The organism is Nocardiopsis nanhaiensis (assembly GCF_054778635.1).
The window spans coordinates 1-22,672 of sequence record NZ_BAAGZJ010000001.1 but is presented as its reverse complement, the minus strand read 5'-3'; the positions used below and the strand labels follow the sequence as shown (position 1 = coordinate 22,672).

Annotated in this window: 16 protein-coding genes; 7 read left to right on the top strand and 9 right to left on the bottom strand. The window is 69.8% G+C overall.

The window, feature by feature from the left end; translation table 11 throughout:
• Positions 1 to 21: 21 nt before the first annotated feature.
• On the bottom strand, positions 22 to 666 hold the full coding sequence (locus ACYVD1_RS00080; RefSeq protein WP_460765616.1) for a mycothiol-dependent nitroreductase Rv2466c family protein: 645 nt from the start codon (positions 664 to 666) through the stop codon (positions 22 to 24).
• A gap of 209 nt (positions 667 to 875) precedes the next feature.
• Between ACYVD1_RS00080 and pepN the strand changes: the two genes are divergently transcribed.
• Entirely contained in the window at positions 876 to 3,419 is a 2,544-nt protein-coding gene (gene pepN, locus ACYVD1_RS00075) for an aminopeptidase N (protein WP_460765613.1), read from the top strand.
• A gap of 228 nt (positions 3,420 to 3,647) precedes the next feature.
• A complete protein-coding gene (locus ACYVD1_RS00070) occupies positions 3,648 to 5,864 on the top strand; it encodes a WD40 repeat domain-containing serine/threonine protein kinase (RefSeq protein ID WP_460765609.1) in 2,217 nt (738 codons plus the stop codon).
• A gap of 168 nt (positions 5,865 to 6,032) precedes the next feature.
• Here ACYVD1_RS00070 and malQ read toward each other — a convergent pair whose 3' ends face one another.
• The gene (gene malQ / locus ACYVD1_RS00065) at positions 6,033 to 8,069 is read right to left on the bottom strand and encodes a 4-alpha-glucanotransferase (protein WP_460765606.1); all 2,037 of its coding nucleotides are present in this window, start codon (positions 8,067 to 8,069) and stop codon (positions 6,033 to 6,035) included.
• A gap of 197 nt (positions 8,070 to 8,266) precedes the next feature.
• Between malQ and ACYVD1_RS00060 the strand changes: the two genes are divergently transcribed.
• Entirely contained in the window at positions 8,267 to 9,679 is a 1,413-nt protein-coding gene (locus ACYVD1_RS00060) for an MFS transporter (protein ID WP_460765600.1), read from the top strand.
• On the opposite strand, the gene ACYVD1_RS00055 is transcribed toward ACYVD1_RS00060, so the two are convergent.
• Positions 9,576 to 11,015 carry an amidase gene (locus ACYVD1_RS00055; protein WP_460765597.1) on the bottom strand — a complete coding sequence of 480 codons (1,440 nt, stop codon included), beginning with the start codon at positions 11,013 to 11,015 and terminating at the stop codon, positions 9,576 to 9,578. The genes ACYVD1_RS00060 and ACYVD1_RS00055 overlap by 104 nt on opposite strands.
• Before the next feature lie 211 nt (positions 11,016 to 11,226).
• On the opposite strand from ACYVD1_RS00055, the gene ACYVD1_RS00050 reads away from it, so the two are divergent.
• Positions 11,227 to 12,012, top strand: a complete 786-nt coding sequence (locus ACYVD1_RS00050; protein ID WP_460766123.1) for a nuclease-related domain-containing protein — start codon at positions 11,227 to 11,229, stop codon at positions 12,010 to 12,012.
• Between the two features lie 278 nt (positions 12,013 to 12,290).
• Positions 12,291 to 14,153: a dihydroxy-acid dehydratase gene (gene ilvD, locus ACYVD1_RS00045; RefSeq protein ID WP_460765592.1), complete on the top strand. Its 1,863-nt coding sequence runs from the start codon at positions 12,291 to 12,293 to the stop codon at positions 14,151 to 14,153.
• 3 nt (positions 14,154 to 14,156) lie between these two features.
• Here ilvD and ACYVD1_RS00040 read toward each other — a convergent pair whose 3' ends face one another.
• Both ACYVD1_RS00040 and ACYVD1_RS00035 read right to left on the bottom strand, forming a co-directional pair.
• Entirely contained in the window at positions 14,157 to 14,363 is a 207-nt protein-coding gene (locus tag ACYVD1_RS00040; RefSeq protein WP_460765588.1) for an FmdB family zinc ribbon protein, read from the bottom strand.
• Positions 14,364 to 14,552: 189 nt separating this feature from the next.
• Positions 14,553 to 15,104 (bottom strand): HNH endonuclease, encoded by a 552-nt coding sequence (locus tag ACYVD1_RS00035; protein WP_460765585.1) that lies wholly within the window; start codon positions 15,102 to 15,104, stop codon positions 14,553 to 14,555.
• A 327-nt stretch (positions 15,105 to 15,431) separates the two neighbouring features.
• Here ACYVD1_RS00035 and ACYVD1_RS00030 point away from each other — a divergent pair, with 327 nt between their 5' ends.
• On the top strand, positions 15,432 to 17,525 hold the full coding sequence (locus tag ACYVD1_RS00030) for a prolyl oligopeptidase family serine peptidase (RefSeq protein WP_460765582.1): 2,094 nt from the start codon (positions 15,432 to 15,434) through the stop codon (positions 17,523 to 17,525).
• 248 nt (positions 17,526 to 17,773) lie between these two features.
• Positions 17,774 to 18,211 carry an acyl-CoA thioesterase gene (locus tag ACYVD1_RS00025; protein ID WP_460765579.1) on the top strand — a complete coding sequence of 146 codons (438 nt, stop codon included), beginning with the start codon at positions 17,774 to 17,776 and terminating at the stop codon, positions 18,209 to 18,211.
• A gap of 12 nt (positions 18,212 to 18,223) precedes the next feature.
• On the opposite strand, the gene ACYVD1_RS00020 is transcribed toward ACYVD1_RS00025, so the two are convergent.
• The 4 genes from ACYVD1_RS00020 to ACYVD1_RS00005 form a co-directional block, all read right to left on the bottom strand.
• Positions 18,224 to 18,775 (bottom strand): globin, encoded by a 552-nt coding sequence (locus tag ACYVD1_RS00020; protein WP_460765572.1) that lies wholly within the window; start codon positions 18,773 to 18,775, stop codon positions 18,224 to 18,226.
• Positions 18,776 to 18,859: 84 nt separating this feature from the next.
• Positions 18,860 to 19,618, bottom strand: a complete 759-nt coding sequence (locus ACYVD1_RS00015; protein WP_460765567.1) for an arginase family protein — start codon at positions 19,616 to 19,618, stop codon at positions 18,860 to 18,862.
• A gap of 191 nt (positions 19,619 to 19,809) precedes the next feature.
• Positions 19,810 to 21,474, bottom strand: coding sequence for an energy-dependent translational throttle protein EttA (gene ettA, locus ACYVD1_RS00010; RefSeq protein WP_460765563.1), 1,665 nt, complete (start codon positions 21,472 to 21,474; stop codon positions 19,810 to 19,812).
• Between the two features lie 787 nt (positions 21,475 to 22,261).
• A partial coding sequence (locus ACYVD1_RS00005) for an HNH endonuclease signature motif containing protein (RefSeq protein WP_460765560.1) occupies positions 22,262 to 22,672 on the bottom strand: 411 nt, incomplete at its 5' end.

Below are 22,672 nucleotides of genomic sequence, written 5' to 3'. Positions count from 1 at the left end.
GGCAGCCCGCAAGGGGAGGAATCAGTCGAAGGCGGGTGCGCGCGTGCGGGTGCGCTTCAGCTCGAAGAAACCGTCGGTTCCGGCGACCATGCGTACGCCGTCCCACAGCTTCCCGGCGTCCTCGCCGCGCGGGGCGGGGGTGACGACCGGGCCGAAGAACGAGACGCCCTCCACCTGGATGACGGGGGTTCCCACGTCTTCGCCGACCAGCTTCATCGCCTCACCGTGCGAGGCCCGTAGCGCCTCGTCGTATTCGGTGGAGTCCGCCGCCTCGGCGAGGTCGGCGGGCAGGTCGACATCGGCCAGCGCCGCACGGACGGTGTCCAGGGTGCGCGGCTCGCCGTTGTTGTGGATGCGGGTGCCCAGAGCGGTGTAGAGGCCACCGAGGACTTCGGGCCCGAAGCGCTGTTCGGCGGCCACGCACACGCGTACCGCCTGCCAGGAGCGGGCGATCGACTCTTTGTACTCCTCGGGCAGGTCCCGGCCCTCGTTGAGCACGCCCAGGCTCATCACGCGCCACCGCACCCGCACCGGACGGACCTGCTCCACCTCCACGAGCCAGCGCGAGGTGATCCATGCCCAAGGGCAGGCGGGGTCGAACCACATGTCGGCGTAGGCGGTCTCCCCGCCAGCCTCACCAGCCCGCTGTCCGGCGGTCTGAGTCATCGCTGCTCCTCTGTCTGGAAGGTCGAATATCTCGCCGTAGAGCCCCAACCACGGGAATCGGTTGCGCATTCCACCCCCGCGCGTGACAGGATCGATGCCGACGAGAAGACGACCTCCGGCCCGACGATGCCCACCCCAGTCGGCAGGCTCGCCGTGGTCGGCAACAATTTTCCGGCCGGCGACGATGGCGGCCGTGGAGGGAGCGTGGCGTGGCAGGGAACCTGACACGGGACGAGGCTCGGGAGCGGGCGCGCATTCTCAGCGTCGACTCCTACGCTGTGGAACTGGACCTGACCACCGGTGACGAGACCTTCCGGTCCACCACCCAGGTCCGTTTCTCCAGCAAGGAGGCTGGCGCCCGGAGCTTCATCGACCTGGTCGCGCCCACCATCAGGAGCGCCGTGCTCAACGGCCGCGATCTGGACGTGGCGGAGCTGTTCGACGGAGAGCGGCTCACTCTGCCCGATCTGGCGGCCGAGAACGAGCTGACGGTCGTCGCCGACGCCGCCTACATGCGCACCGGCGAAGGCCTCCACCGGTTCGTGGACCCGGTCGACGACTCGGTGTACCTCTACAGCCAGTTCGAGACTGCCGACGCGCACCGCATGTTCACGTGCTTCGACCAGCCGGACCTGAAGGCCGCGTTCGAACTTACCGTGTTCGCTCCCCCGTCGTGGGAGATCGTGTCCAACAGCGCCCCGGACGTGGAGCGCGAAGCCGCGGGCGACGAGCGGGTGCGCTGGCACTTCCCCGCCACCGAGGTGATGTCCACCTACATCACCGCCCTGATCGCCGGCCCGTACCACGTGGTCCGCGACGAGCACGACGGCATCCCGCTGGGCCTGTACTGCCGCGCCTCGCTCGCCGAACACCTGGACTCCGACGCCCTGTTCGAGGTCACCAAGCAGGGCTTCGACTTCTTCCACGGCCTGTTCGACCTGCGCTACCCGTTCGGCAAGTACGACCAGCTCTTCGTGCCCGAGTTCAACGCGGGCGCGATGGAGAACGCCGGCGCGGTCACGTTCCTGGAAGACTACGTCTTCCGTTCGCGCGTCACCGACGCCCGCTACGAGGTCCGCGCCGAGACGATCCTCCACGAGATGGCGCACATGTGGTTCGGCGACCTGGTCACCATGCGCTGGTGGGACGACCTGTGGCTGAACGAGTCGTTCGCGACATACGCCAGCGTGTACTGCATGGTCAACGCCACCAAGTGGACCGATGCCTGGACGACCTTCGCCAACGTGGAGAAGGCCTGGGCGCTGCGCCAGGACCAACTGCCCTCCACCCACCCGATCGCCGCCGACATGGTCGACATCCAGGCGGTCGAGGTGAACTTCGACGGCATCACCTACGCCAAGGGCGCCTCGGTGCTCAAGCAGCTGGCGGCGTACGTGGGTGTGGACGCCTTCTTCGCGGGTGTGCGCGCCTACTTCAAGGAGAACGCGTTCGGCAACACCGAGCTGAAGGACCTCCTCAAGCACCTGGAGGCCGCCTCCGGCCGCGACCTGTCCGGCTGGTCACGCGAGTGGCTGGAGACCACCGGCGTCAACACCATGCGCCCGGAGTTCGAGGTCGACGCGGACGGCAACTTCACGTCCTTCGCCGTGTTGCAGGAGGCCGCCCCGGAGCACCCGACGCTGCGCTCGCACCGCTTGGCCGTGGGCCTGTACGACCGCACCGAGGACGGCATCGTGCGCCGCGAGCGCGTGGAACTGGACGTCAGCGGGGCGCGCACCGAGGTCGCCGAGCTGGTCGGCAAGGCACAGCCGGACCTGGTACTCATCAACGACGACGACCTCACCTTCACCAAGATCCGTCTGGACGAGCGCTCGCTGCGCACCGTGGTGGACAGTGCCGGTGAGATCCGCGAGTCCCTACCGCGCGCCCTGGCCTTCAGCTCCGCCTGGGACATGACCCGCGACGGCGAGATGGCCGCCCGCGACTACGTCGCCCTGGTGATCTCCGGGATCAGCGGCGTGGACGACGTCACGGTCGCCCAGACCCTGCTCCGCCAGGCCTCGGGCACGCTGTACAACTACGCGGACCCGGCGTGGCGCCCTTTCGGCTTCGAGAAGCTGGCCGACCGGCTGCGCGACCTGCTGTCCGCCGCCGAGCCCGGCGGCGATCTGCAGCTGGCCTACATCAACGCGCTGGCGGGCGCAGCCGTGAGCGACGCCCACCTGTCGCTGCTGCGCGGCCTGCTGGACGGCGCTCTCACCGTGGACGGTCTGACCGTCGACACCGACCTGCGCTGGACGCTGCTGCGCCGCCTGGTCGCCGCCGGCGAGGCCGGGGAAGCGGAGATCGCCGCCGAGGTGGCGGCCGACCCGACCGCCACCGGTCAGCGCAACGCCGCCGGGGCCCGGGCCGCGATCCCCACCCCCGAGGCCAAGGAGACCGCCTGGAACCGGATCGTGGGCGGGGACCTCGCCAACGCCGAGTTCCGCGCGACCCTGCTGGGCTTCACCGAGCCGAGCCAGGCCGAGCTGTACCGGCCCTACCTGGACCGGTACTTCGACCAGCTCGCCCCGGCCTGGGACAAGTGGACCGGTGAGTTCGCACAGACCTTCGCCGAGGTCATGTACCCGAGCCAGCTGGTGGAGGAGGCGACGCTGGAGCGCACCGACTCCTACATCGCCGAGAACTCCCCGGCTCCTGCGCTCCGCCGCCTGCTGATCGAGGGCCGGGCCGGGGTGGAGCGCGCCCTGCGCGCCCGAGCTACGGACATCGCCGCCGGTCAGAACGGCTGATCGTTGGCCTGACGCGGCGCCCTCGGGGTGCTGCGTCTTGGACGGCCCCGGGGGCGGGTGTTCACCCTCCGGGGCCGTTCTCCTGTTCTCTCCTGCTCGGGGAGCGCCCCCGGGTGCCGTTCCAGGCCACCGATGCGTGCTGTCCGGTAGCGGCCCTCCCCTGGTATGCGGGGCATCCGCCGCCGATACTGGGGAGGTGGGGGGCGGTGTGAGAGAACGGGTATTGCGGTGCTGCCCCTGTCGTCCGAGGATCCGGAGTACATAGGCCCCCACAGGCTCACCCACCGGTTGGGCGCGGGCGGGATGGGGCAGGTCTACCTCGCCGAGAGTCCCGGTGGTTTCCGGGTCGTGGTGAAGACGATCCTGCCCCAGCACGCCGAGCGGTGGTTGCACCGCGGCCGGTTCGTGCGCGAGGTGGAGGCGGCCCGGCAGGTCGGCGGGTTCCACACCGCGCCGATCGTGGGCGCGGACCCTTGGGCGGAGCGGCCCTGGGTGGCCACCTCATACGTTCCAGGACCGAACCTGGCCGAGGCCGTGCGCGAGCACGGCGGATGGGGTGGCTCCGGGCGGGGCGCCCCGGGGTTGTGGGCGCTGGTAGCCGGGCTCGCGGAAGGGCTCAGCGCGATCCACCGCCAGGGTCTCGTGCACCGCGACCTCAAGCCCGCCAATATCATCCTGACCGCTGACCGTCCGCTGGTCATCGACTTCGGGCTGGCCCGGTTCCCGCACGGCGGGACGCTGACGGCGAGGGGAAGCATCGCCGGGACGATCCCGTACATGTCTCCCGAGCAGACCCTTGCCGCGCCCGTCGGCCAAGCATCGGACCTGTTCTCCTTGGGCACCGTGATCGTGTTTGCCACGACCGGGAGCGACCCTTTCCGGGGCCGCAACCACGAGGAGACCATGTGGCGGATCCGCACCCTGGAGCCGGGTTTGGGCACGGTTCCCGAAGGCGTGCGGGCGGTGGTCCGGGAATGCTGGCACAAGGACCCGCGGCGGCGCCCTTCGGCGCAGTGGGCTCTGGAGCAGGTGCTCCAGCACGTCGGCGGACAGGGCCCGGGTGCGGCGTGGCCGCCCGCTCACCTTCCCGCGTTGCCCCCGGTACAGCCCGGGGTACACGAAGCACAGCCCGGGGCACAGGCGAGCCCTAAGAACGGCCCGGAAGACTGGACGCTGGATTCCGGCATCCCCGCTGAGCAGGACTCGGAGCAGAGCCGGGGCCGGGCACACCGGCAGCACTTCGGTCCGCTCCGGCTCGCGTTGAACGCGCTGGCCGCCACCATCGTGATGTTCCTGGGGCTCATGGCAACGCCGCCGTCCCCGCCGCAGCCCTCGCCGGAGACGAACCCCGGCCCCGACACCGCATCCGGCGCCCAGAGGACCGTGGACCTCCTGGCGGCGAAGCCGGCACCGCGAGTGTGGGAGACCAACGCGGAGTCGATGGCATTCTCGGGTGACACCCTCCTCGTCATGGAGGTCGGCGGACACATGCTGGCGGCGTCCCCCAGCGATCCCGGCGAGTGGCGTTCGGGCCCGGTACTCCGCGACGTCAACCCGGACCACTACCTGGCCTTCTTCACCGGTGCCCTGAGCGCCGACGGCACCCTGGCCGCCGCGACCTGGCACAACAACCTAGCGGTCTGGGACCTGGAGTCCGGCACGGAGGAGTACCTGCTCGAAGACGCGGACGAGCTGCTGCACCGTGTCGCCCTCTCCCCCGACGGAGACCTGCTCGTGGCGGCTGGCAACGGGGGCACCGCCTATGTGTGGGAGACCGGGACCTGGTCCGAGCTGGACGGGCCGGACGAAGCGGACCGGTACCACAGCGCCGCGTTCACCCCCGACGGGGCATGGCTGGTCATGACCGGCGCGTTCGACAGGGAGGACGACGAGGCACAGGCGGCGGTGATCCTGTGGGACACCGGCGGGCGCGAGACGGTCCACGAACTGCACGCCTCCGCGGAGACCATCGTGAGCCCGCACCCGGCCCCGGGAGGGCAGCACGTGGTGACCTCCGGAACCGCCGCCAACCGGATCTGGGACCTGCATGAATCGAGCGTGCGGGAGCTGGGGCCGACCTCCGTCGCGGGGCGGGGCGCGGTAGCGGTGTCCCCCGCCGGCTCCTTCGCCGTGGTCTCCGCACAGGAGGAACTGGTACAGATCCGCTCACTCCCCGGCGGGGAACCGGTGACCGAGCCCCTCGTGCACGAGGCGTCCGTGCAGGCAGTGGCGGTGAGCCCGGACGAGAGTGCCGTCGCCACGGGCGACCACGACGGCACGGTCCGGCTGTGGGACACCTCGGACTGGACGGAAACGGCGGTACTCGAAGGTCACACCGAGCAGCTGCACACGTTGGAGTTCGGAACCGACGGCGTCTCGCTGGCCGGTGCTTCCGGCGGGAAGGGCACGTCGGGAGGAAAGGTGACCGTGTGGACGGCCACCTGAACGCTAGTGCCACGTCTGCCAAGGTTCACCCCGTCGCGACGCTCAGCACGGCACCTCGCTGCGTTGGCGAAAAGCCCACTTAGGAACCACTAGGAGGACTCTCCGCCGCCTTGCGATGCACCATCCTGAATGCCGCTCCGTAACGGGCAAACCCCGACTGACGCGGCACTAGGTGTTCCGGTTCTGGCCGCCGAGCGGGCCCAGGGTCCGGCGGATCCGGGCGACCATGCGGGGATCCGCCAGTAGTTCGTCCACCAGTACGGGTTCGCCCTCGCCGCTGGTGAGCGGTATCCGCCAGTTCGGATATTCGGTACTGGTTCCCGGTTGGTTCTGCATGCGCCGTTCCCCCACCATGTCGGTGAGTGCGACCCCGAGCATCCTCGCCGGGGTCGCCGCCAGAAAGGCGTGCATCGCCGACGCGACGGAGGCGGGGTCACCCACCGGATCCGCGTCCTCTTCCAGCAGCCCCAGGTACACCAGGAGCGCACACCACTGGGCCACGCGGGCCTCGACGTCGGCCAGTTCCTCATCCGGTGAACGGCTGAGCAGGCCCAAGCGGTGCCGGAGGTCGACGTGCTCCCCGGACAGGTACGACGCCATCGGCGGCAGGTCGTGGGTGGCCACCGTGGCCAGGCAGTCCCTGCGCCACTGGTCGGGGCGGAGCGGGTCACCGTCCTCGTCGTTCTCGAACCACAGCACGGACGTTCCGAGGATGCCCCGGTCGGCCAGGTGGCCGCGGACCCACGGTTCCACGGTGCCCAGGTCCTCGCCGACGATCACCGCGTCGGCGCGGTGCGCGGCCAGCGCCAGAGTTCCGACCATGCCCTCGTGGTCGTAGCGCAGGTAGGTGCCCTGGTCGGCGGAGGCGCCCTCGGGCACGCACCACAGCCGGAACATACCCATGACATGGTCCATCCGCAGGCCGCCCGCGTGCCGCAGGTTGTGGGACAGGATCTGGTGGAGCGGACCGTAGCCGAGCTGGGCCAGACGGGTCGGGTTCCACGGGGGCTGCCCCCAGTCCTGGCCGCGCGGGTTGAACTCGTCCGGCGGGGCACCCACGTGCAGGCCGGGCACGAGCGCGTCCCCGAACATCCACGCGTCCGCGCCGCCCGCCTGCACACCGATCGCGAGGTCCTGCACGATACCGACGCCCATGCCGCTGTTGAGGGCGCTCTCCTGGGACTGGCCGAGCTGTGCGTCGAGGATCCACTGGAGCCACCGGTGGAACTCCACGCGCGGCCACAGTTTCAAGGCCTCTTCGCCCACCGTCCGGGCACCGACGTCGCGCAGGCGCGCGGGCCAGGTGCGGAAGTCGGGCCCGTGCTCCTCGGCCAGGGCCGACCACGTCGCGAACTCGACCAGGGGCTGGCCCTCGCGTTCCAGGAAGGCGTGGAGCTCCGCCTCCCGGGCGGGTGCGCGGGGCACCGTGAAGAGGATCTCGAGGGCGGTGCGCTTGGCCTCCCAGACGGCGTCACGATCGAGGAGGTCGGCGGTGCGGCCGCGCTCGCGCAGCGGCCGGGCCAGGCGTTGGATCCCCTCTCGTTGGGCCGGGTCGAGGCGCGCGTACTCGGGCACGTCCTCCACGCGGATGTAGAGCGGGCTGGAGTAGCGGCGGCTCACCGGAAGATAGGGGGACGGCTCGACGGGCGTGAGCGGCTCGGTCGCGTGCACCGGGTTGATCAGGGCGAAGTCGGCGCCCAGGTCGCGGGCGCTCCAGTCGGCGAGTTCCGCGAGATCGCGAAGGTCACCGGTCCCCCACGAGGCGCGGGAGCGCACGCTGTAGATCTGGGTCATCAGGCCCCACAGGCGCGGGTGGTCGCGCAGGGCCGTGGGCTCGATCCGGTCGGGGACCACCAAGAGCGGGGCGTCGTGCTCGGCACCATTGTCGGTCACCCGCAGCGTGTGCACCCCAAGCGGCAGCCCGGGGTCGAAGGGCAACAGGGATCCGTCGACGGTCTCCACGGCGCTCCGGGCCCCCGCCGGCAACACCAGATCGGGTGCCTTGCCCTCGCGGACCACCACCGCGGGCGGCAACAGGCCTCGCCCGGGCCTGGCTCTGTCGGGATCTTCCGGATCCACCCCCAAAGCGGACAGAACATGGTGGATCGTGTCCGGGCTGACGGGCACCTGTCGTCCCCGCCAGTCCTCGTAGGTGGTCGCGATCCCGTACTGCTCGGCTATCCGGGCCAGCTGAACGTCCCTCACAGACACCGATCATGCCCCAAGGGGAGGCGCGTACACCGGAGGTCGGCCCGGCGTGGGGTCAGAAGATCCTCCTTTCTTCGCGTGACATTCCCGCTGTCCGGGCCTGACCCTCGACTTTCCGGAACGACCGCAGGCCCCGGCCGCACATGGTGATAAACACGTCGCGTAAATCCTGCACAGACCGCATAATCAATGCTGTGCTCGCGAACTACCGGCTCCTCTTCGCCGTTCCCCACGTCCTGTCCCTGTTGAGCTGGTCCCTGGCGGCCCGGTTCTACACCCCGGGGCTGATGATCGGGGTCACCTTCCTGGTCGAAGGCTGGACGGGCTCCTACACCCTGGCCGGGCTGGTCGCGGGCGCGTTCACCCTGGGAATGGCTCTGGTGGGGCCGCTTCGCGGGCGGATGGCGGACCGTGGCGCCAGTGACAAGTTGGTCCTGGTGTGCGGCGCGGTGTTCACCGTCGGCCTCACGACCCTGGCTCTGCTGCCCGCGTCGCTGTGGTGGCTGTCGCTTCCGCTGGCCCTGGGCACCGGGCTCTTCGGTACCCCGGCCAACCAGATCGTGCGTGCGCTCTGGCCCCGGTTGACCAAGGGGCCGGCCCGGCAGGCGGTCTACGCGACCGAGGCCACCACCCAGGAACTGCTGTTCATCTTCTCCCCGATCCTGACCGCCGGTGTGGTCGCGATGGCGGGGCCTCAGTGGGCGCTGCTGCTTCTGGGAGTTCTGGGGCTGGTAGGAGCTGTGGGGTTCGCGCTGTCGCTGCGGCGGGCCGGGGTGACCGGCCCGGCCCCGGTGGAGGACGAGGACGCCGAAGCCGATACCGCTTCCGAGGACGGTTCCGGGAGCCGCGGGGCGGGGTCGGGCAGCGCTCGGAAACCGCGCCGCAGCCTGCTGTTCCACCCCGCGCTGTGTCTGGTGTTCGCGATGTGCCTGCTGATCGTCTCCGGCGTGGTCGGCATGGACCTGGTGATCGTCGCCTGGGCCAACGAGCTGAACGCGCCCCACTACGTGATGGTCCTGGCCTCGATCTGGGCGCTGGGCTCCCTGGTGGGCGGTGCGGTCGCGGGCGGACTGAAGGGTACCCCTCGCGTGGCGCTGCGGGCCTTCGCCGCGGCGTTCGGCCTCGCGGTACTCGTCCCGTTCGTCCCGCCGATCACCCACCTGCCCACCCCGCTGCTCATCACACCGCTGCTGTTCGTGTCCGGGCTGGCGCTGGCGCCGACCCTGGCCGCCGTCATGGGGCGGCTGGGCGACACCGCTCCCGCCCGGCGGCGGGCCGAGGCGTTCGGCTGGATGGCCACGGCGATGAGCACCGGCGCCGCGGTCGCCGGTCCGGTGACCGGAGCCCTGGTGGACACCAACGGGATCGCGGGCGGTGTGCTGGGTGCCACCGGATTGGTCCTGTTGGCGGCGGTGCTGAGCCTGTTCCTGCCCCGTCCTGCCGTCGCGGCGTCTGCTGTGGCCTCGGCGTCGGATCCCGACTCGGCCTCGGCTCCCGCTTCGGTCACTCCGACCAGCCGTCGGGCACCCGGTGCGCCCACGGCCGGGCCCGCTCCAACTGGGCCGACAGGGACAGCAGAGTCCCCTCGGCACCCATCCGGCCCGTGAGCATGGAGCCGATCGGCAGACCGCCCTCCGACCAGTACAGCGGGACGTTCACCGAAGGTTGCCCGGAAACGTTGTAGAGCGAGGTGAACGGTGTGAACTCGGTCATCCGCTGGAACTCGGCTTCGGGCCCGCCCGAGTTGAAGTGCCCGATCGGTACCGGAGGCCGCGCCAGGGTGGGGCTGAGCACGGCGTCGAAGCGTGCCGTGGCCGTCAGCATCGCGCGCACCCCGCGCTGGAGGCGGACGCTGGCCGCCACGTACTGGGGGACCGCGGTGGTGCGGGCGCGCTCGCGCAGCCAACGGTAGATCGGGGTCAGTTCGCCCTCACTGCCCGGGGCGACGGGTGTGGCTGAGGCAATGGCCGCCCACAGGTGCTGGAAGTCCTCCGCGAAAGCGCCCCCGAAGGCGGTGTCGGCGGGGTTCTCGATCTCCTCGACCTCGTGTCCCAGGTCCCGGAGCAGCTCGGTGGCCCTTTCGTGGGCGTCGAGCACGTCGGGGTGGACCTCGATGCCGGCGGAACCGGTGTCGGCGTAGCGGGCGATCCGCAGCTTGCCGGGTTCACGGCGGACATGGTCGGCGAAGGTCTCGCCGGTCGGCAGCGGCGGTGCGGAGTAGAGGTCGCCCGGCATGTTGAAGGCCATGGCGTCCAGGAGCAGGGCGGCGTCGAGCACCGACCGGGTCATCGGGCCCGCCGTGGACAGGCCCGCCAGGTCGGCGCGGTCTGGGCCGCCGGAGATCCGGCCCCGGGTGGGTTTGAGGCCGAACAGGCCGCAGGTGCTGGCGGGGATACGGATGGACCCGCCGCCGTCGCTGGCCTGGGCCACGGGGGCCAGCCCGGCGGCCACCGCGGCGGCCGCTCCCCCGCTGGAGCCGCCAGGGGAAAGCCGTGTGTCCCAGGGATTCCGGCTGGGCGGTGCGATGTCGTTCTCCGTGTAACAGGTGGCCCCGAACTCGGGGGTGTTGGTCTTTCCGAGGAAGACGGCGCCGGCGGCGCGCAGTTGGGCGACCATTCCGGAGTCGGCGGGGGCGACGAGGTCGGAGTAGACGCGTGAGCCGAAAGTGACCCGGACCCCGGCGAGCGTGTCCAGGTCCTTGATCGGCACGGGAACGCCGTGGAGGGGTGGCAGGTCGTCCGGCGTGTCGCTCATCGCCCGTTTCTGCGCGTTTCGGGCCTGTTCCAGTGCCAATTCATCCGTGACCGTAACGAAGGCACCGTAACGGTCGTCCAGGCGGTGAATCCGCTCCAGATGGTGCTCAGTGATCTCAACAGGCGACAGCTCACGACTGCGGACCAACGCCGCAAGACGGTGCGCGGGAAGTTCGTGAATCCGGGTCATGCCCACCGAGATTATCCGGGTAGGGCAACGGGAACTAGGGCGGTGGGACGGGCCTTCTCTAGAGAGGTGACGAAAAGGTAATCGTTCCCTGTCCTGGTGTCCCAAACACGCATGGGCCAGGGGACACAAGGGAAGCAAAGTGTGAGAAGTAATGCTCTAGGACTCAGATATGGATGGAACTAACCTGTCCGTCGTGGAATCGGCAACCAGTGTGAACGGTCGTAGCCCATCGTCTGACGGGTCGGAGCCCGAACGACCCGAAGCCCTCTTCTTCCCCAACCAGCGCAAGGAGTCCGGCGGGTCGGGCAGCAAGGCCCTCTACGGGAGCCTCAAGTCCAACGACGCTGCGCGCCGGTGGATACTCCGGAGCGCTGCCGCCGCGCTGGCGGCGGGCGCCTTCGGCATGCTCAGCGGGGACTGGAGGGTCGGTGTGACCTTCGGGATCATCGCCCTGGTCGCGGTCATGGTCTGGAGCTCCCGGCGCGAGTCGGAGATCCCCCGCTGGCGCAAGCCCTCGGCCGCCCAGCGCCGCACCGAAGCCCAGCTCAAGCTCATGAAGCAGCTCGGTTACCGCGTGCTTCACGCACGCGCCGTGCCCGGCGGCAACGGCCAGATCGACCACTTCATCGTGGGTCGGCGCGGCGCGTTCGCCATCGACTCGGAGTCCTGGGACAAGCGCCTCCCGCTGCGAAACAAGCTGGAGAAGCTCTACCACGGACGGTTCAGCAAGAACGAACGGATCGACGAGGCCCTGGAGGAGGCCAAGCGCGCTGAGGAGCTCATCAGCACGGAGCTCGGCCGGGAAATCTCGGTACGCGCGTCCCTGGCCATCTACGGACCAGGCATGCCCTGGGACAGCCATCGGCTCAGGGGCGTGGACATCATCACCGGAAACAAGGTCCGCAAGTGGTTGCGCAGCGGGCGCGACCGCCTCAGCGAGACCGAGATCGAGGAGATCTACCAGGCAGCCAAGAAGGCCCTGCCGCCCCGTTACTGACCCCCCTCCCCCGTCGAGGAACGGCCCGGAAACCGGCCACACCGTGGTGGCCTCCGGGCCCTACGCATGCCAGGGGCCGAGCGACTCGCCCCGGAAGACCCCGCTACGGCCGCGTTCGGGCCAGAGCGCCCCGAAAGGCTGGAAAGCCCCTCGCTGACCTCCGAGCCCTCCGAAGGGTCTCAGCATGCGGAACGGTGGTCTTTCGAGTCGAGACCAAACCTGCCCCCGGAGGGGATTACCATCGAGGGGAAACACCCGTAACGATGGGAGTCCACCCGATGCCCGCCCTACGCTCACGCACGGTCACCCACGGCAGGAACATGGCTGGCGCCCGCGCTCTCATGCGCGCTACCGGCGTAGAGCGCGAGGACTTCGGCAAGCCCATCGTGGCCGTAGCCAACAGCTTCACGGAGTTCGTGCCCGGGCACGTGCACCTGCGCGAGGTCGCCGAGGTCGTCGCGAACGCCATCAAGGAGGCCGGTGGCGTCCCCCGCGAGTTCAACTCCATCGCCGTCGACGACGGCATCGCCATGGGACACGGCGGCATGCTGTACTCGCTGCCCAGCCGCGAGCTCATCGCCGACTCCCTCGAATACATGGTCAACGCGCACTGCGCCGACGCCCTGGTGTGCGTGTCCAACTGCGACAAGATCACCCCTGGCATGCTGCTCGCGGCGATGCGCCTCAACATCCCCACCGTGTTCGTCTCCGGCGGCCCCATGGAGGCGGGGAAGGTCACGGTGGTCGAGGGCACGGCCACCACCGTCAAGAAGCTCGACCTGATCAACCCCATGATCGCCGCGGCCGACGAGAGCGTCTCCCAGTCCGAGCTGGACGAGATGGAAGAGAACGCCTGCCCGACCTGCGGTTCCTGCTCCGGCATGTTCACCGCCAACTCGATGAACTGCCTCACCGAGGCCATGGGACTGGCCCTGCCCGGCAACGGCACTGTGCTGGCCACCCACACCGCCCGCAAGGCCCTGTACGAAGACGCCGGGCGCCGGGTGGTGGAAGCGGCCAAGCGCTACTACCAGGATGACGACGACTCGGTGCTGCCGCTGTCCATCGCCACCCCGGCGGCCTTCGGCAACGCCATGGCGCTGGACGTGGCCATGGGCGGGTCCACCAACACGATCCTGCACCTGCTGGCCACGGCCCACGAGGCCGGTGTGGAATTCGGCCTCCCCGAGATCGACGAGGTCTCACGTCGCGTCCCGTGCCTGTGCAAGGTCGCTCCGAACACGGAGAAGTACCACATCGAGGACGTGCACCGGGCCGGCGGCATCCCCGCCATCATGGGCGAACTGGCCCGCGGCGGCCTGCTCGACACCTCGCTGCCGACCGTGCACGGCAAGACCATCGGCGAGTTCATCGCCGAGTGGGACATCGTCTCGGACCGGGTCCTGCCCGAGGCGGTGGAGCTCTTCCACGCCGCTCCGGGCGGCAAGCGCACCACCAAGGCCTACTCCCAGAGCGTCCGGTGGGACACGCTGGACACCGACCGCGCACAGGGCTGCATCCGGTCGGTGGAGGACGCCTACACGAAGGACGGCGGTCTGGCCGTGCTCTTCGGCAACCTCGCCCCGGACGGCGCGATCGTCAAGACCGCCGGTGTGGAGGAGGAGCTGTGGACCTTCTCCGGCCCCGCCAAGGTGTTCGAGTCCCAGGACCAGGCGGTCGAGGGCATCCTCAACAAGCAGATCGAGCCCGGTGACGTGGTCGTCATCCGTTACGAGGGTCCCAAGGGCGGCCCCGGCATGCAGGAGATGCTGTACCCGACGAGCTTCCTCAAAGGCCGCGGCCTCGGCAAGGCGTGCGCGCTCATCACCGACGGGCGCTTCTCCGGCGGCACCTCGGGCCTGTCCATCGGCCACGCCTCGCCGGAGGCGGCCGCCGGAGGCGACATCGCCCTGGTCGAGAACGGCGACACCATCAGCATCGACATCCCGAACCGGGGCATCGTGCTGGAGGTCCCCGAGGACGAGCTGGACACCCGCCGCGAGCGCCTGCTCAAGGAACTGGGCCGATTCCAGCCCCGCGACCGCCAGCGCCCGGTGACGCCGGCACTGCGCGCCTACGCCGCGATGGCCACCTCGGCCTCCACCGGCGCCGCCCGGGACATCAGCCAGATCGAGAAGTAGGACTCAGGAGCAGCAGCCGCCCCCGCAGCACCCGCCACCACCGGAGGGCGCGGGGGCGGCGGCACGTCCGCCCACCGCCACGGTGGACAGGAGCCGGACCGTGTCGTCATGGCCTTGGGGGCAGTCGGCGGCGGCGTCGGACTCCGCCATGGGGCGGGAGAGTTCGAAGGTGTCGCCGCACTCGCGGCAGCGAAAGTCGCATCGGGGCATGGACCAAGGATACGGGTGGGCGGCGGGCGCTGACAGGGGCACCAGGCACTGCCCGAGGCACCGTGCGCGGACGGGCGGTGCCGGGAGCGGACAGAGGTGCGCCCCCGGGAGTGCCGTGGGGGGTTCGGCGCTCCCGAGGGCGCTGGCTAGGCCGGGTGGGACGCCCGGAACCGACCCTTGCGGCCGCCGTTACGCGGCCAGATGCGCCATGTACGGCTCCCACTGGGGATCGCCGTGCATGTCACCGTTGATCAACCGCCAGTGGGGGCCCTTGGGCACCTTGGGAGTCAGGTGCAGTTGCCAACCGATCTCGTCCAGGAACTTGTCCGCCTTCCGGTGGTTGCAGGGCTTGCAGGCCGCGACCACGTTCTCCCAGACGTGGGCACCGCCGCGGCTGCGCGGGACGACGTGGTCGATCGTCTCCGCCTTCTTCCCGCAGTAGCCGCAGATGTGCCGGTCCCGCCGCATGAGCGCCACCCGGGTGAGGGGCACCCGGCGGCTGTACGGGATACTGATGTAGCGCCGTAGCCTGATCACCGACGGCACGTCGTAGGCTCGTGTCGCCGAGTGCAGCACCGCCCCAGCGCCGTCGTCGTGCACGACCTCCGCCTTTTCCCGCAGAACGAGCAGAATTGCTCTGCGCAGCGGAAGGGTCGTCAAGGGTTCAAAGCTTGCGTTGAGCAGCAGTACGTGGCGACGGGCGGCACCTGTGCCGCTCTGCTGACCGCTCCGGGCGCTCATCGTGTCGCCCCTGCCGCCGGTTTCGACGGCCGTGTCTCTTCCCCGGCCAGCCGTTCGGCCAGCCAGGAAACCTCCCTGTGCACCGACCCGAGGATCGGTGTCTCTGTACGCCTTGCCACACGGACCTCCCGGTGGTTCCCGCCGAGTTGCGTCCCGCATTCAGTTTGCTGGTTCGGACCGCCCCGGCGCCACCCCAATTTACGTCGGGCTGCCCAGAAAGCACGCGTTGTCGCTTTCTGAAACCCATTGTGCGGCCGACTCGCCAGGATTCACGCTGTCGCCGCGCCGAACACACTCGGTGAGATAACGGTGTATAGAGTGCGAAGTATGCGCGAACTCCGCTATCCCCCGGCCACCAGGCTGGACATCCACGAGACCCTGCACGGCCACACGGTCCGTGACCCCTACCGGTGGTTGGAGGAGGCCGGCTCCACCGAGACCAAGGAGTGGTCGACCGCCCAGGACGCCCTGTACAGCCAGGTCTCCCAGAAGTACGGCGCCCGGGACTGGTTCGCCGCACAGGTACGGTCACTCCTCGGCTCCGGGAACATCGGGGTACCGGTGTGGCGCGGCCAACGCCGGTTCCTCGCCCGCCGGACCGCCGAACAGGAGCACGCCGTGCTGCACGTTCAGGACGGCGACGGTCCCGAGCGCGCGCTGATCGACCCCGGGGCCCTCGACCCCGACGGCCTGACCACCCTGGACTCCTGGCGCCCCTCACCGGACGGTCGACTGCTCGCCTACCAGCTGTCCGAGGGCGGCGACGAGGAGTCGCTCCTGCGCGTCATGGACGTGGATTCGGGAGAACTCGTCGACGAACCCATCAACCGCACGCGCTACAGCCCGGTGGCCTGGCTCCCCGACGGGTCGGCCTTCTACTACGTGCGCCGCCTGCCCGTCAGCGAGGTCCCCGAGGGCGAGGACTCCTACCACCGCCGGGTCTACCTGCACCGCCTGGGCGCCCCCGCCGACCAAGACGCCCTGGTCTTCGGTGGCGGCCGGGACAAGACCGCGTTCTACGGGGTCTCGGTCAGCCACGACGGGCGCTGGCTCGTCCTCACTTCCGCGAAGGGCACCTCCTCCGCCACCGACGCGTGGGTCGCGGACCTGGCAGAGGGGCCGTTGGAGAGTCCCCGCCTGGTCACCGTCCAGGAGGGTGTGGACGCCGACCTGCGCCCCCACCTGGGCCGGGACGGCCGCCTGTACCTCCTCACGGACCGGGAGGCACCCCGCGGGCGCCTGTGCGTGGCCGATCCCGCCGCCCCCGGGTACGAGAACTGGACCACCCTGGTTCCCGAGGACCCCGACGCGGTCCTGGAGGGGCACGCCCTCCTCGACGGTGCCGGGCTCGACGCACCCGAACTGCTCGTGGCCTGGAGCCGCCACGCGATCAGCGAGATCGGCAGACACTCCCCCAGCACCGGCGAGCGCCTGGGCACCCTGCCGATGCCCGGCCTGGGCAGTCTGACCGGCCTGACCTACCGTCTCGAGGGCGGGCACGAAGCGTGGTTCGGTTACACCGACAACACCCACCCCTCGTCCGTGTACCACTACGACGCGCGCACCGGTGAGGTGGCGCTGTGGGCAAGGCCACCGGGCGAGATCGACCTGCCCGAGGTGCGGACCGAACAGATCCCCTTCACGTCGAAGGACGGCACCACCGTGCGCATGCTGGTGGTCTCCCCCGCGGAACCGGCCGACGGCCCGCGCCCGACCATCCTCAACGGGTACGGCGGCTTCCAGATCCCGCTCACCCCGGGCTACTCCGCCACGGTCCTGGCGTGGGTGAGTGCCGGCGGCGTCTTCGCCGTCGCGAACCTGCGCGGCGGCCTCGAGGAGGGTGAGGAGTGGCACCGGGGCGGAATGCTCGGCAATAAGCAGAACGTGTTCGACGACTGCGCCGCTGCCGGCGATCACCTGGTCGCCACCGGGGTCACGAGCCCGGACCGGCTCGCCGTCCTGGGCGGCAGCAACGGCGGACTGCTGGTGGGCGCCATGGTCACGCAGCGGCCCGACCTGTTCGCCGCGGCGGTGTGTTCCGCGCCCCTGCTCGACATGGTGCGCTACGAACGCTTCGGCCTCGGCCAGCTGTGGAGCGGAGAGTACGGCACCGCCGAGGAGCCCGAGCAGCTGGGCTGGTTGCTGGGGTACTCGCCGTACCACAACGTGCGCGAGGGCACCCGTTACCCGGCGACCCTGTTCACGGTGTTCGACAACGACACCCGGGTCGACCCGCTGCACGCCCGCAAGATGTGCGCCGAGATGCAGCGGTCCACCTCCGCTCCGATCGACGGGCGCCCGATCCTCTTCCGCCGCGAGGCCGAGGTCGGGCACAGCTCCAGGTCGGTGAGCCGGACGGTGGCCCTGTCCGCCGAACAGCTCGCCTTCTTCGCGCACCACCTGGGGTTGCCGGTCCCCTGACCCGCGCTCCGTTCCAGCTGGGCAGAGCCTGGCGGGAGAGCAAGGACACAGGCCTCCGACATCCCGGACAGCGGTTCTGTGGAAGGCCCTTTGAGACAATCGGGTAGGGCGCGATCGGTGATCGCGCCCTACCCGAGGCGTGGTTCGAGTGCCCGTTGCGCGTACGAGTTCCGTGCACGACACAGAGAGCGCGACCACGGCACCCCTCCCGGGGCACCCCGGGAGTACCGCAGGAGAGGATCCAGGACGTGACACAGATCGAGGCCGAGAGCGCCACGACCACCGGGCCGCAGCGCTACGTGCACCTCGCGCAGGTGCGCTACGCCGACCTTGACCCGCAGCAGCACGTCAACAACGTCCGGATGCTCACCTACTTGGAGGACGCCCGCGTCGGCTTCCTGCACTTCGGTATCGGAGAGATCGGCGCCGAGGGCTTCGGAGCGACGGTCGTGGCACGTCAGGAGGCCGACTACGTCGCCCCGCTGCTACCCCGCACCGAGCCGGTACGCGTGGAGCTGTGGGTGACCGAGGTCCGCAACGCGAGCTTCAGCATGTCCTACGAGATCCTCGACGACGACCGCGTCTACCTGCGGGCCAAGACCGTGCTGGTCGGATTCGACGTCGAGACGCAGAGCGCCCGGCGCCTCAACGACGCCGAGCGCACACTCCTGGCCCAGTACTCCTAACCTCCTCCGGGGTCACCGCTTCAGGGAGATGGTGATGGGCTCGCCGTCGTCATCGTCGCCGCCCCGCCCGGTGTCGCGGGTGACCTTGCCGTCACCGCCCACGCGCACCGACGTCGGGTTGACCACGGCCGGAGGCGTGGCCTCCTCCGGCACGTTCACCATGCTGTGCGCGGCCATCACCATGTACTCCCAGAGTTGGCGGTCGAGGGCCTCGTCCAGCTCCAGGGAGTCGACCGCGGCTCGCATGTGCTCGAGCCACAGGTCGCGCTCGGCGGCACCGATCCGGAACGGGACGTGCCGCATCCGCAGGCGCGGGTGGCCGCGCTGCTCGTTGTAGGTGCGCGGGCCGCCCCAGTACTGGATGAGGAACAGGCGCAGCCGCTCCTCGGCGGGACCCAGGTCGTCTTCGGGGTACATCGGCCGTAGCACGGGGTCGTCGGCCACGCCCTCGTAGAACCGGCGAACCAGCCGGGTGAAGGTCTCCTCACCGCCCACGGCCTCGTAGAACGTCATTCGCACGGGCTCTTCGCCCGCGCCCTGGTGGTCATCACGCGCGGAAGTCATCGCGTCCAGGGTATGCGACGGCCCCAGGTCCGTCAGGCCGGGCGGGTACCCGGGAATAACCGGCAAAGGTCCCGAGGCCGGCCGTCAGCCCAAGGGTTCCAGCAGGTCGGCCAGCAGTCGTGCACGGGCGCCTCCTGCGGCGTCGAGCTCCTCGTCCGGTCCCCAGGTACAGCCGATACTCAGTGCGACGACCCGGCCCGTTGCCAAGAACATGTGAGCTGCCGTGACTACCTCGTCGAGGGCTGGTCCGCCGGGCGTAGGGAAGAGCACACCGGGCACCTCAGAGGGGTCGGCGACGTCCAGGTCCAGGTGGAGGAGAAGGGGACCGTCCGGGATCACGGAGGGTTCGACATCGACGACGTCAGCCTGCCGTACGTCGGACCCGCGCAGGTACTCGACCTCGGGCGGATCGAGGTCGCGGCCGTCGACGAGGAGCAGCCGCTCCTCGGGGATGTCCTTCAGCCCGAGCCGGTCGGTGGCCGGGGCCGGCCGGTAACCCGCGAGTACGCGTAGCGGGATCCCGCCCTCGTACCCCGACGCGCTGGTCTCCATGGTCTGGACGTCCCCGTGCGCGTCGAACCACACGACAGCGGGGTCCACGGCCGCGCGCTGAACCCCCGCGGTGGTGCCGAGGGCCACCATGCAGTCTCCGGACATCACGATCGGGACCCGTCCGGCGCGGATGTCGTCGGCGACCCGGTCGGCGACCTTAGTGTGCAGCGCCGCCATGCGGGTCCAGCGGTCGGCGTCCGGCAGGTCCTCCACCAGCGTCTCCGTGGGCATCGGGACGCGGAAGCCGGGCAGGTATTCGTCCAGGTGGTAAGGCACGCACAGCATCGTCATGCGGCGACACTAGCGACGTGCGAACCCCGACGTACAGCGGGTTTCCGGGCCCGGAGCCCGATCCGAGACGGCCGGGTCGGGAGGGCCGGGTCGGGAGGGCCGGGTCGGGAGGGCCGGGTCGGGAACGCGCAAGGCCCCGCCGACCGGACGGATCCGACTGGCGGGGCCTGATGACGCTGTATCCCCTGCGACTAGTCGCGGGTGAGCTTGCGGTGGGTGACCGCGTGCGGGCGCGCGGCCTCCGGGCCGAGGCGCTCGACCTTGTTCTTCTCGTAGGACTCGAAGTTGCCCTCGAACCAGTACCAGGAGGATCCGCCCTCCCACGCGAGGATGTGGGTGGCGACGCGGTCCAGGAACCAGCGGTCGTGGGAGGTGATCACGGCGCAGCCCGGGAAGTCCAGGATGGCGTTCTCCAGCGAACCGAGGGTCTCGACGTCCAGGTCGTTGGTGGGCTCGTCCAGGAGCAGCAGGTTACCGCCCTGCTTGAGGGTGAGCGCCAGGTTGACGCGGTTGCGCTCACCACCGGAGAGCACACCGGCAGGCTTCTGCTGGTCCGAGCCCTTGAAACCGAAGGCGGCGACATAGGCGCGGCTGGGGATCTCGACCTTGCCCACCGTGATGAAGGACTCGCCGTCGGAGATGGTCTCCCAGACGTTCTTCGTGTCGTCGATCCGGCCACGGTACTGGTCGACGTAGGAGGTCGACACGGTGTTACCGATGTTGATCTTGCCCTCGTCGGGGGACTCCTCACCGACGATCATCTGGAACAGGGTCGTCTTACCGACACCGTTCGGACCGATGATGCCGACGATGCCGTTGGGCGGCAGCGAGAAGCTGAGGTCCTCGATGAGCACGCGGTCGCCGAAGCCCTTGGTGAGGTTCTTGACCTCGACCACGGTGTCGCCCAGACGAGGACCCGGCGGGATCTGGATCTCCTCGAAGTCCAGCTTGCGGGTCTTGTCGGCCTCTGCGGCCATCTCCTCGTACCGGGCCAGACGGGACTTGCTCTTGGTCTGGCGGGCCTTGGCGTTGGAGCGGACCCACTCCAGCTCGTCCTTGAGGCGCTTGGCCTTCTTGACGTCCTTCTGCCCCTCGACCTTCAGGCGGGCCTGCTTGGTCTCGAGGTAGGTGGTGTAGTTGCCTTCGTAGGGGTAGAACTGGCCGCGGTCCAGCTCGAGGATCCACGTGGCGACATGGTCCAGGAAGTACCTGTCGTGAGTGATCGCGATGACGGTGCCCGCGTACTTGGCCAGGTGCTGCTCCAGCCAGTTCACGCTCTCGGCGTCCAGGTGGTTGGTGGGCTCGTCGAGGAGCAGGAGGTCGGGCGCTTCGAGCAGGAGCTTGCACAGCGCGACGCGGCGCTTCTCACCACCGGACAGCTGGCCGATGGAGGCGTCGCCGGGCGGGCAGCGCAGGGCGTCCATGGCCTGCGCCAGCTGGCTGTCGAGGTCCCAGGCGTTGCGGTGGTCGAGCTGCTCCTGAAGCTTGCCCATCTCCTCGAGGAGGTCGTCGGAGTAGTCGGTCGCCATCTTCTCGGCGACCTCGTTGAAGCGGTTCAGCATCGCCTTGGTCTCGGCGACACCGTCTTCGACGTTCTCCAGGACCGTCTTGCTCTCGTCGAGCTGAGGTTCCTGAGCGAGCAGACCCACGGTGAAACCGGGCATGAGCCGCGCCTCACCGTTGGACGGCTGCTCGATGCCGGCCATGATCTTCAGCAGCGTCGACTTTCCCGAACCGTTCGGGCCCACGACACCGATCTTGGCTCCGGGCAGGAACGACCCCGAAACGTTGTCAAGGACGACCTTGTCGCCGTGCGCCTTGCGCACGTTTTGCATGGTGTAGATGTACTCCGGCATGCCTCCAGCCTAGGGCGTCCCGGCCGGTGCCACAGCCACGGGTTTTGAGGGGTTGTAACCGCCTCACAGGTCCGCGTGTAATGCGGCATGCGGTGACCTCGAATGACAAGGCACCCACCAATGGCCCTGGGTGAGGGGGGCTAGCGCTAGCCTGAAGGGCGGCCCTTATCAGGAGGCACTGGTCAGGGGGTACTGGTCAGGAAGCACTGGCCAGGGGGCGGCGCTGGTCAAGGGGAGGAAGGGCTGCCTCAACTGAGGCTGCCATTCACGCTGGGGTGTCCTCCTTTCCCGCCGCGTGATTGTGGCCGTCTCCGCTACGCGCCTCAAGGTCGTCGCGGTGGGGGCTCCGCCCGCAGGGGCGCTCCACCTTGACCCGCTTCGCTGCGACGGCGGGTTGGCGGCTATCGGGAAAGGGGGACGGGTGGTTGAGGTCCATGCGGCCCCGGCCTTCGGCCGGGTAACCCCGGTCGGCCTGGCGGCCGGTGCCTGCCCCTGCGCCGGAGCGTTGACGGGTGGGGTGTCGCGGCTGGTCATGGTGTGTGGCGGACCTCGGCCGGTGTGGGGGGTGGTGTCTGGGGGCGGCCGGTGCCGGGGGTGTGGGTGAGCCCCCCTGTTGGAGGCAAAAACAGGGGTGAGAGTGACTCCAGGACCAGGGCTCACACCCACCCCCGGGTGTGGGCGCTCGGGACCGGTACCGGCAGGGCGGGGCCAGGGGCCGGGTCGGGGCCTGGCCATGCGGGGATAGCGGCCCGGCGCAAGCGGGTGGGGGTTTGTTGGGGGTGGACGGTTACGGGTGCGGGGTTGGGGCTGGGTCCCCATCCGCATCCGAACCCCCACCCCCATCCCGGTTACCGGTACGGCCTCGGTTGCGGCCCGACCACATCCGGTGGGCGGTGCGCACCGCCCACCGGTGCTTGATCTGGTTATGGGTCGCACACAGGGGTTGGATGTTAGCGGCGCTGGTGGTGCCGCCCTGCCAGAACTCCACGATGTGATCAGCCTGGGTCCAGGGCAGGGGCACGTCGCACCCGTACTGCCAGGCGCAGGACGTGTGGCCGTGGAAGGCGGCCGCCCGGATCTTGGGCGGAGCCAACCGGCAGGACCGGCCCACGTCCAACACCTGCCCGCTCTTCTGCTCCACCACCAGGCGGCGGATCCAGCTCTCACCCAGGAGTTCACGCACCACGGAGATCGGCAC

Coding starts and splice junctions, on each gene's coding strand:
- ACYVD1_RS00080 (WP_460765616.1), bottom strand. CDS start 666: ATGACTCAGACCGCCGGACAGCGGGCTGGTGAGGCTGGCGGGGAGACC.
- ACYVD1_RS00030 (WP_460765582.1), top strand. CDS start 15,432: ATGCGCGAACTCCGCTATCCCCCGGCCACCAGGCTGGACATCCACGAG.
- ACYVD1_RS00015 (WP_460765567.1), bottom strand. CDS start 19,618: ATGACGATGCTGTGCGTGCCTTACCACCTGGACGAATACCTGCCCGGC.
- ACYVD1_RS00035 (WP_460765585.1), bottom strand. CDS start 15,104: ATGAGCGCCCGGAGCGGTCAGCAGAGCGGCACAGGTGCCGCCCGTCGC.
- ACYVD1_RS00020 (WP_460765572.1), bottom strand. CDS start 18,775: ATGACTTCCGCGCGTGATGACCACCAGGGCGCGGGCGAAGAGCCCGTG.
- ettA (WP_460765563.1), bottom strand. CDS start 21,474: ATGCCGGAGTACATCTACACCATGCAAAACGTGCGCAAGGCGCACGGC.
- ACYVD1_RS00055 (WP_460765597.1), bottom strand. CDS start 11,015: ATGACCCGGATTCACGAACTTCCCGCGCACCGTCTTGCGGCGTTGGTC.
- ilvD (WP_460765592.1), top strand. CDS start 12,291: ATGCCCGCCCTACGCTCACGCACGGTCACCCACGGCAGGAACATGGCT.
- ACYVD1_RS00040 (WP_460765588.1), bottom strand. CDS start 14,363: ATGCCCCGATGCGACTTTCGCTGCCGCGAGTGCGGCGACACCTTCGAA.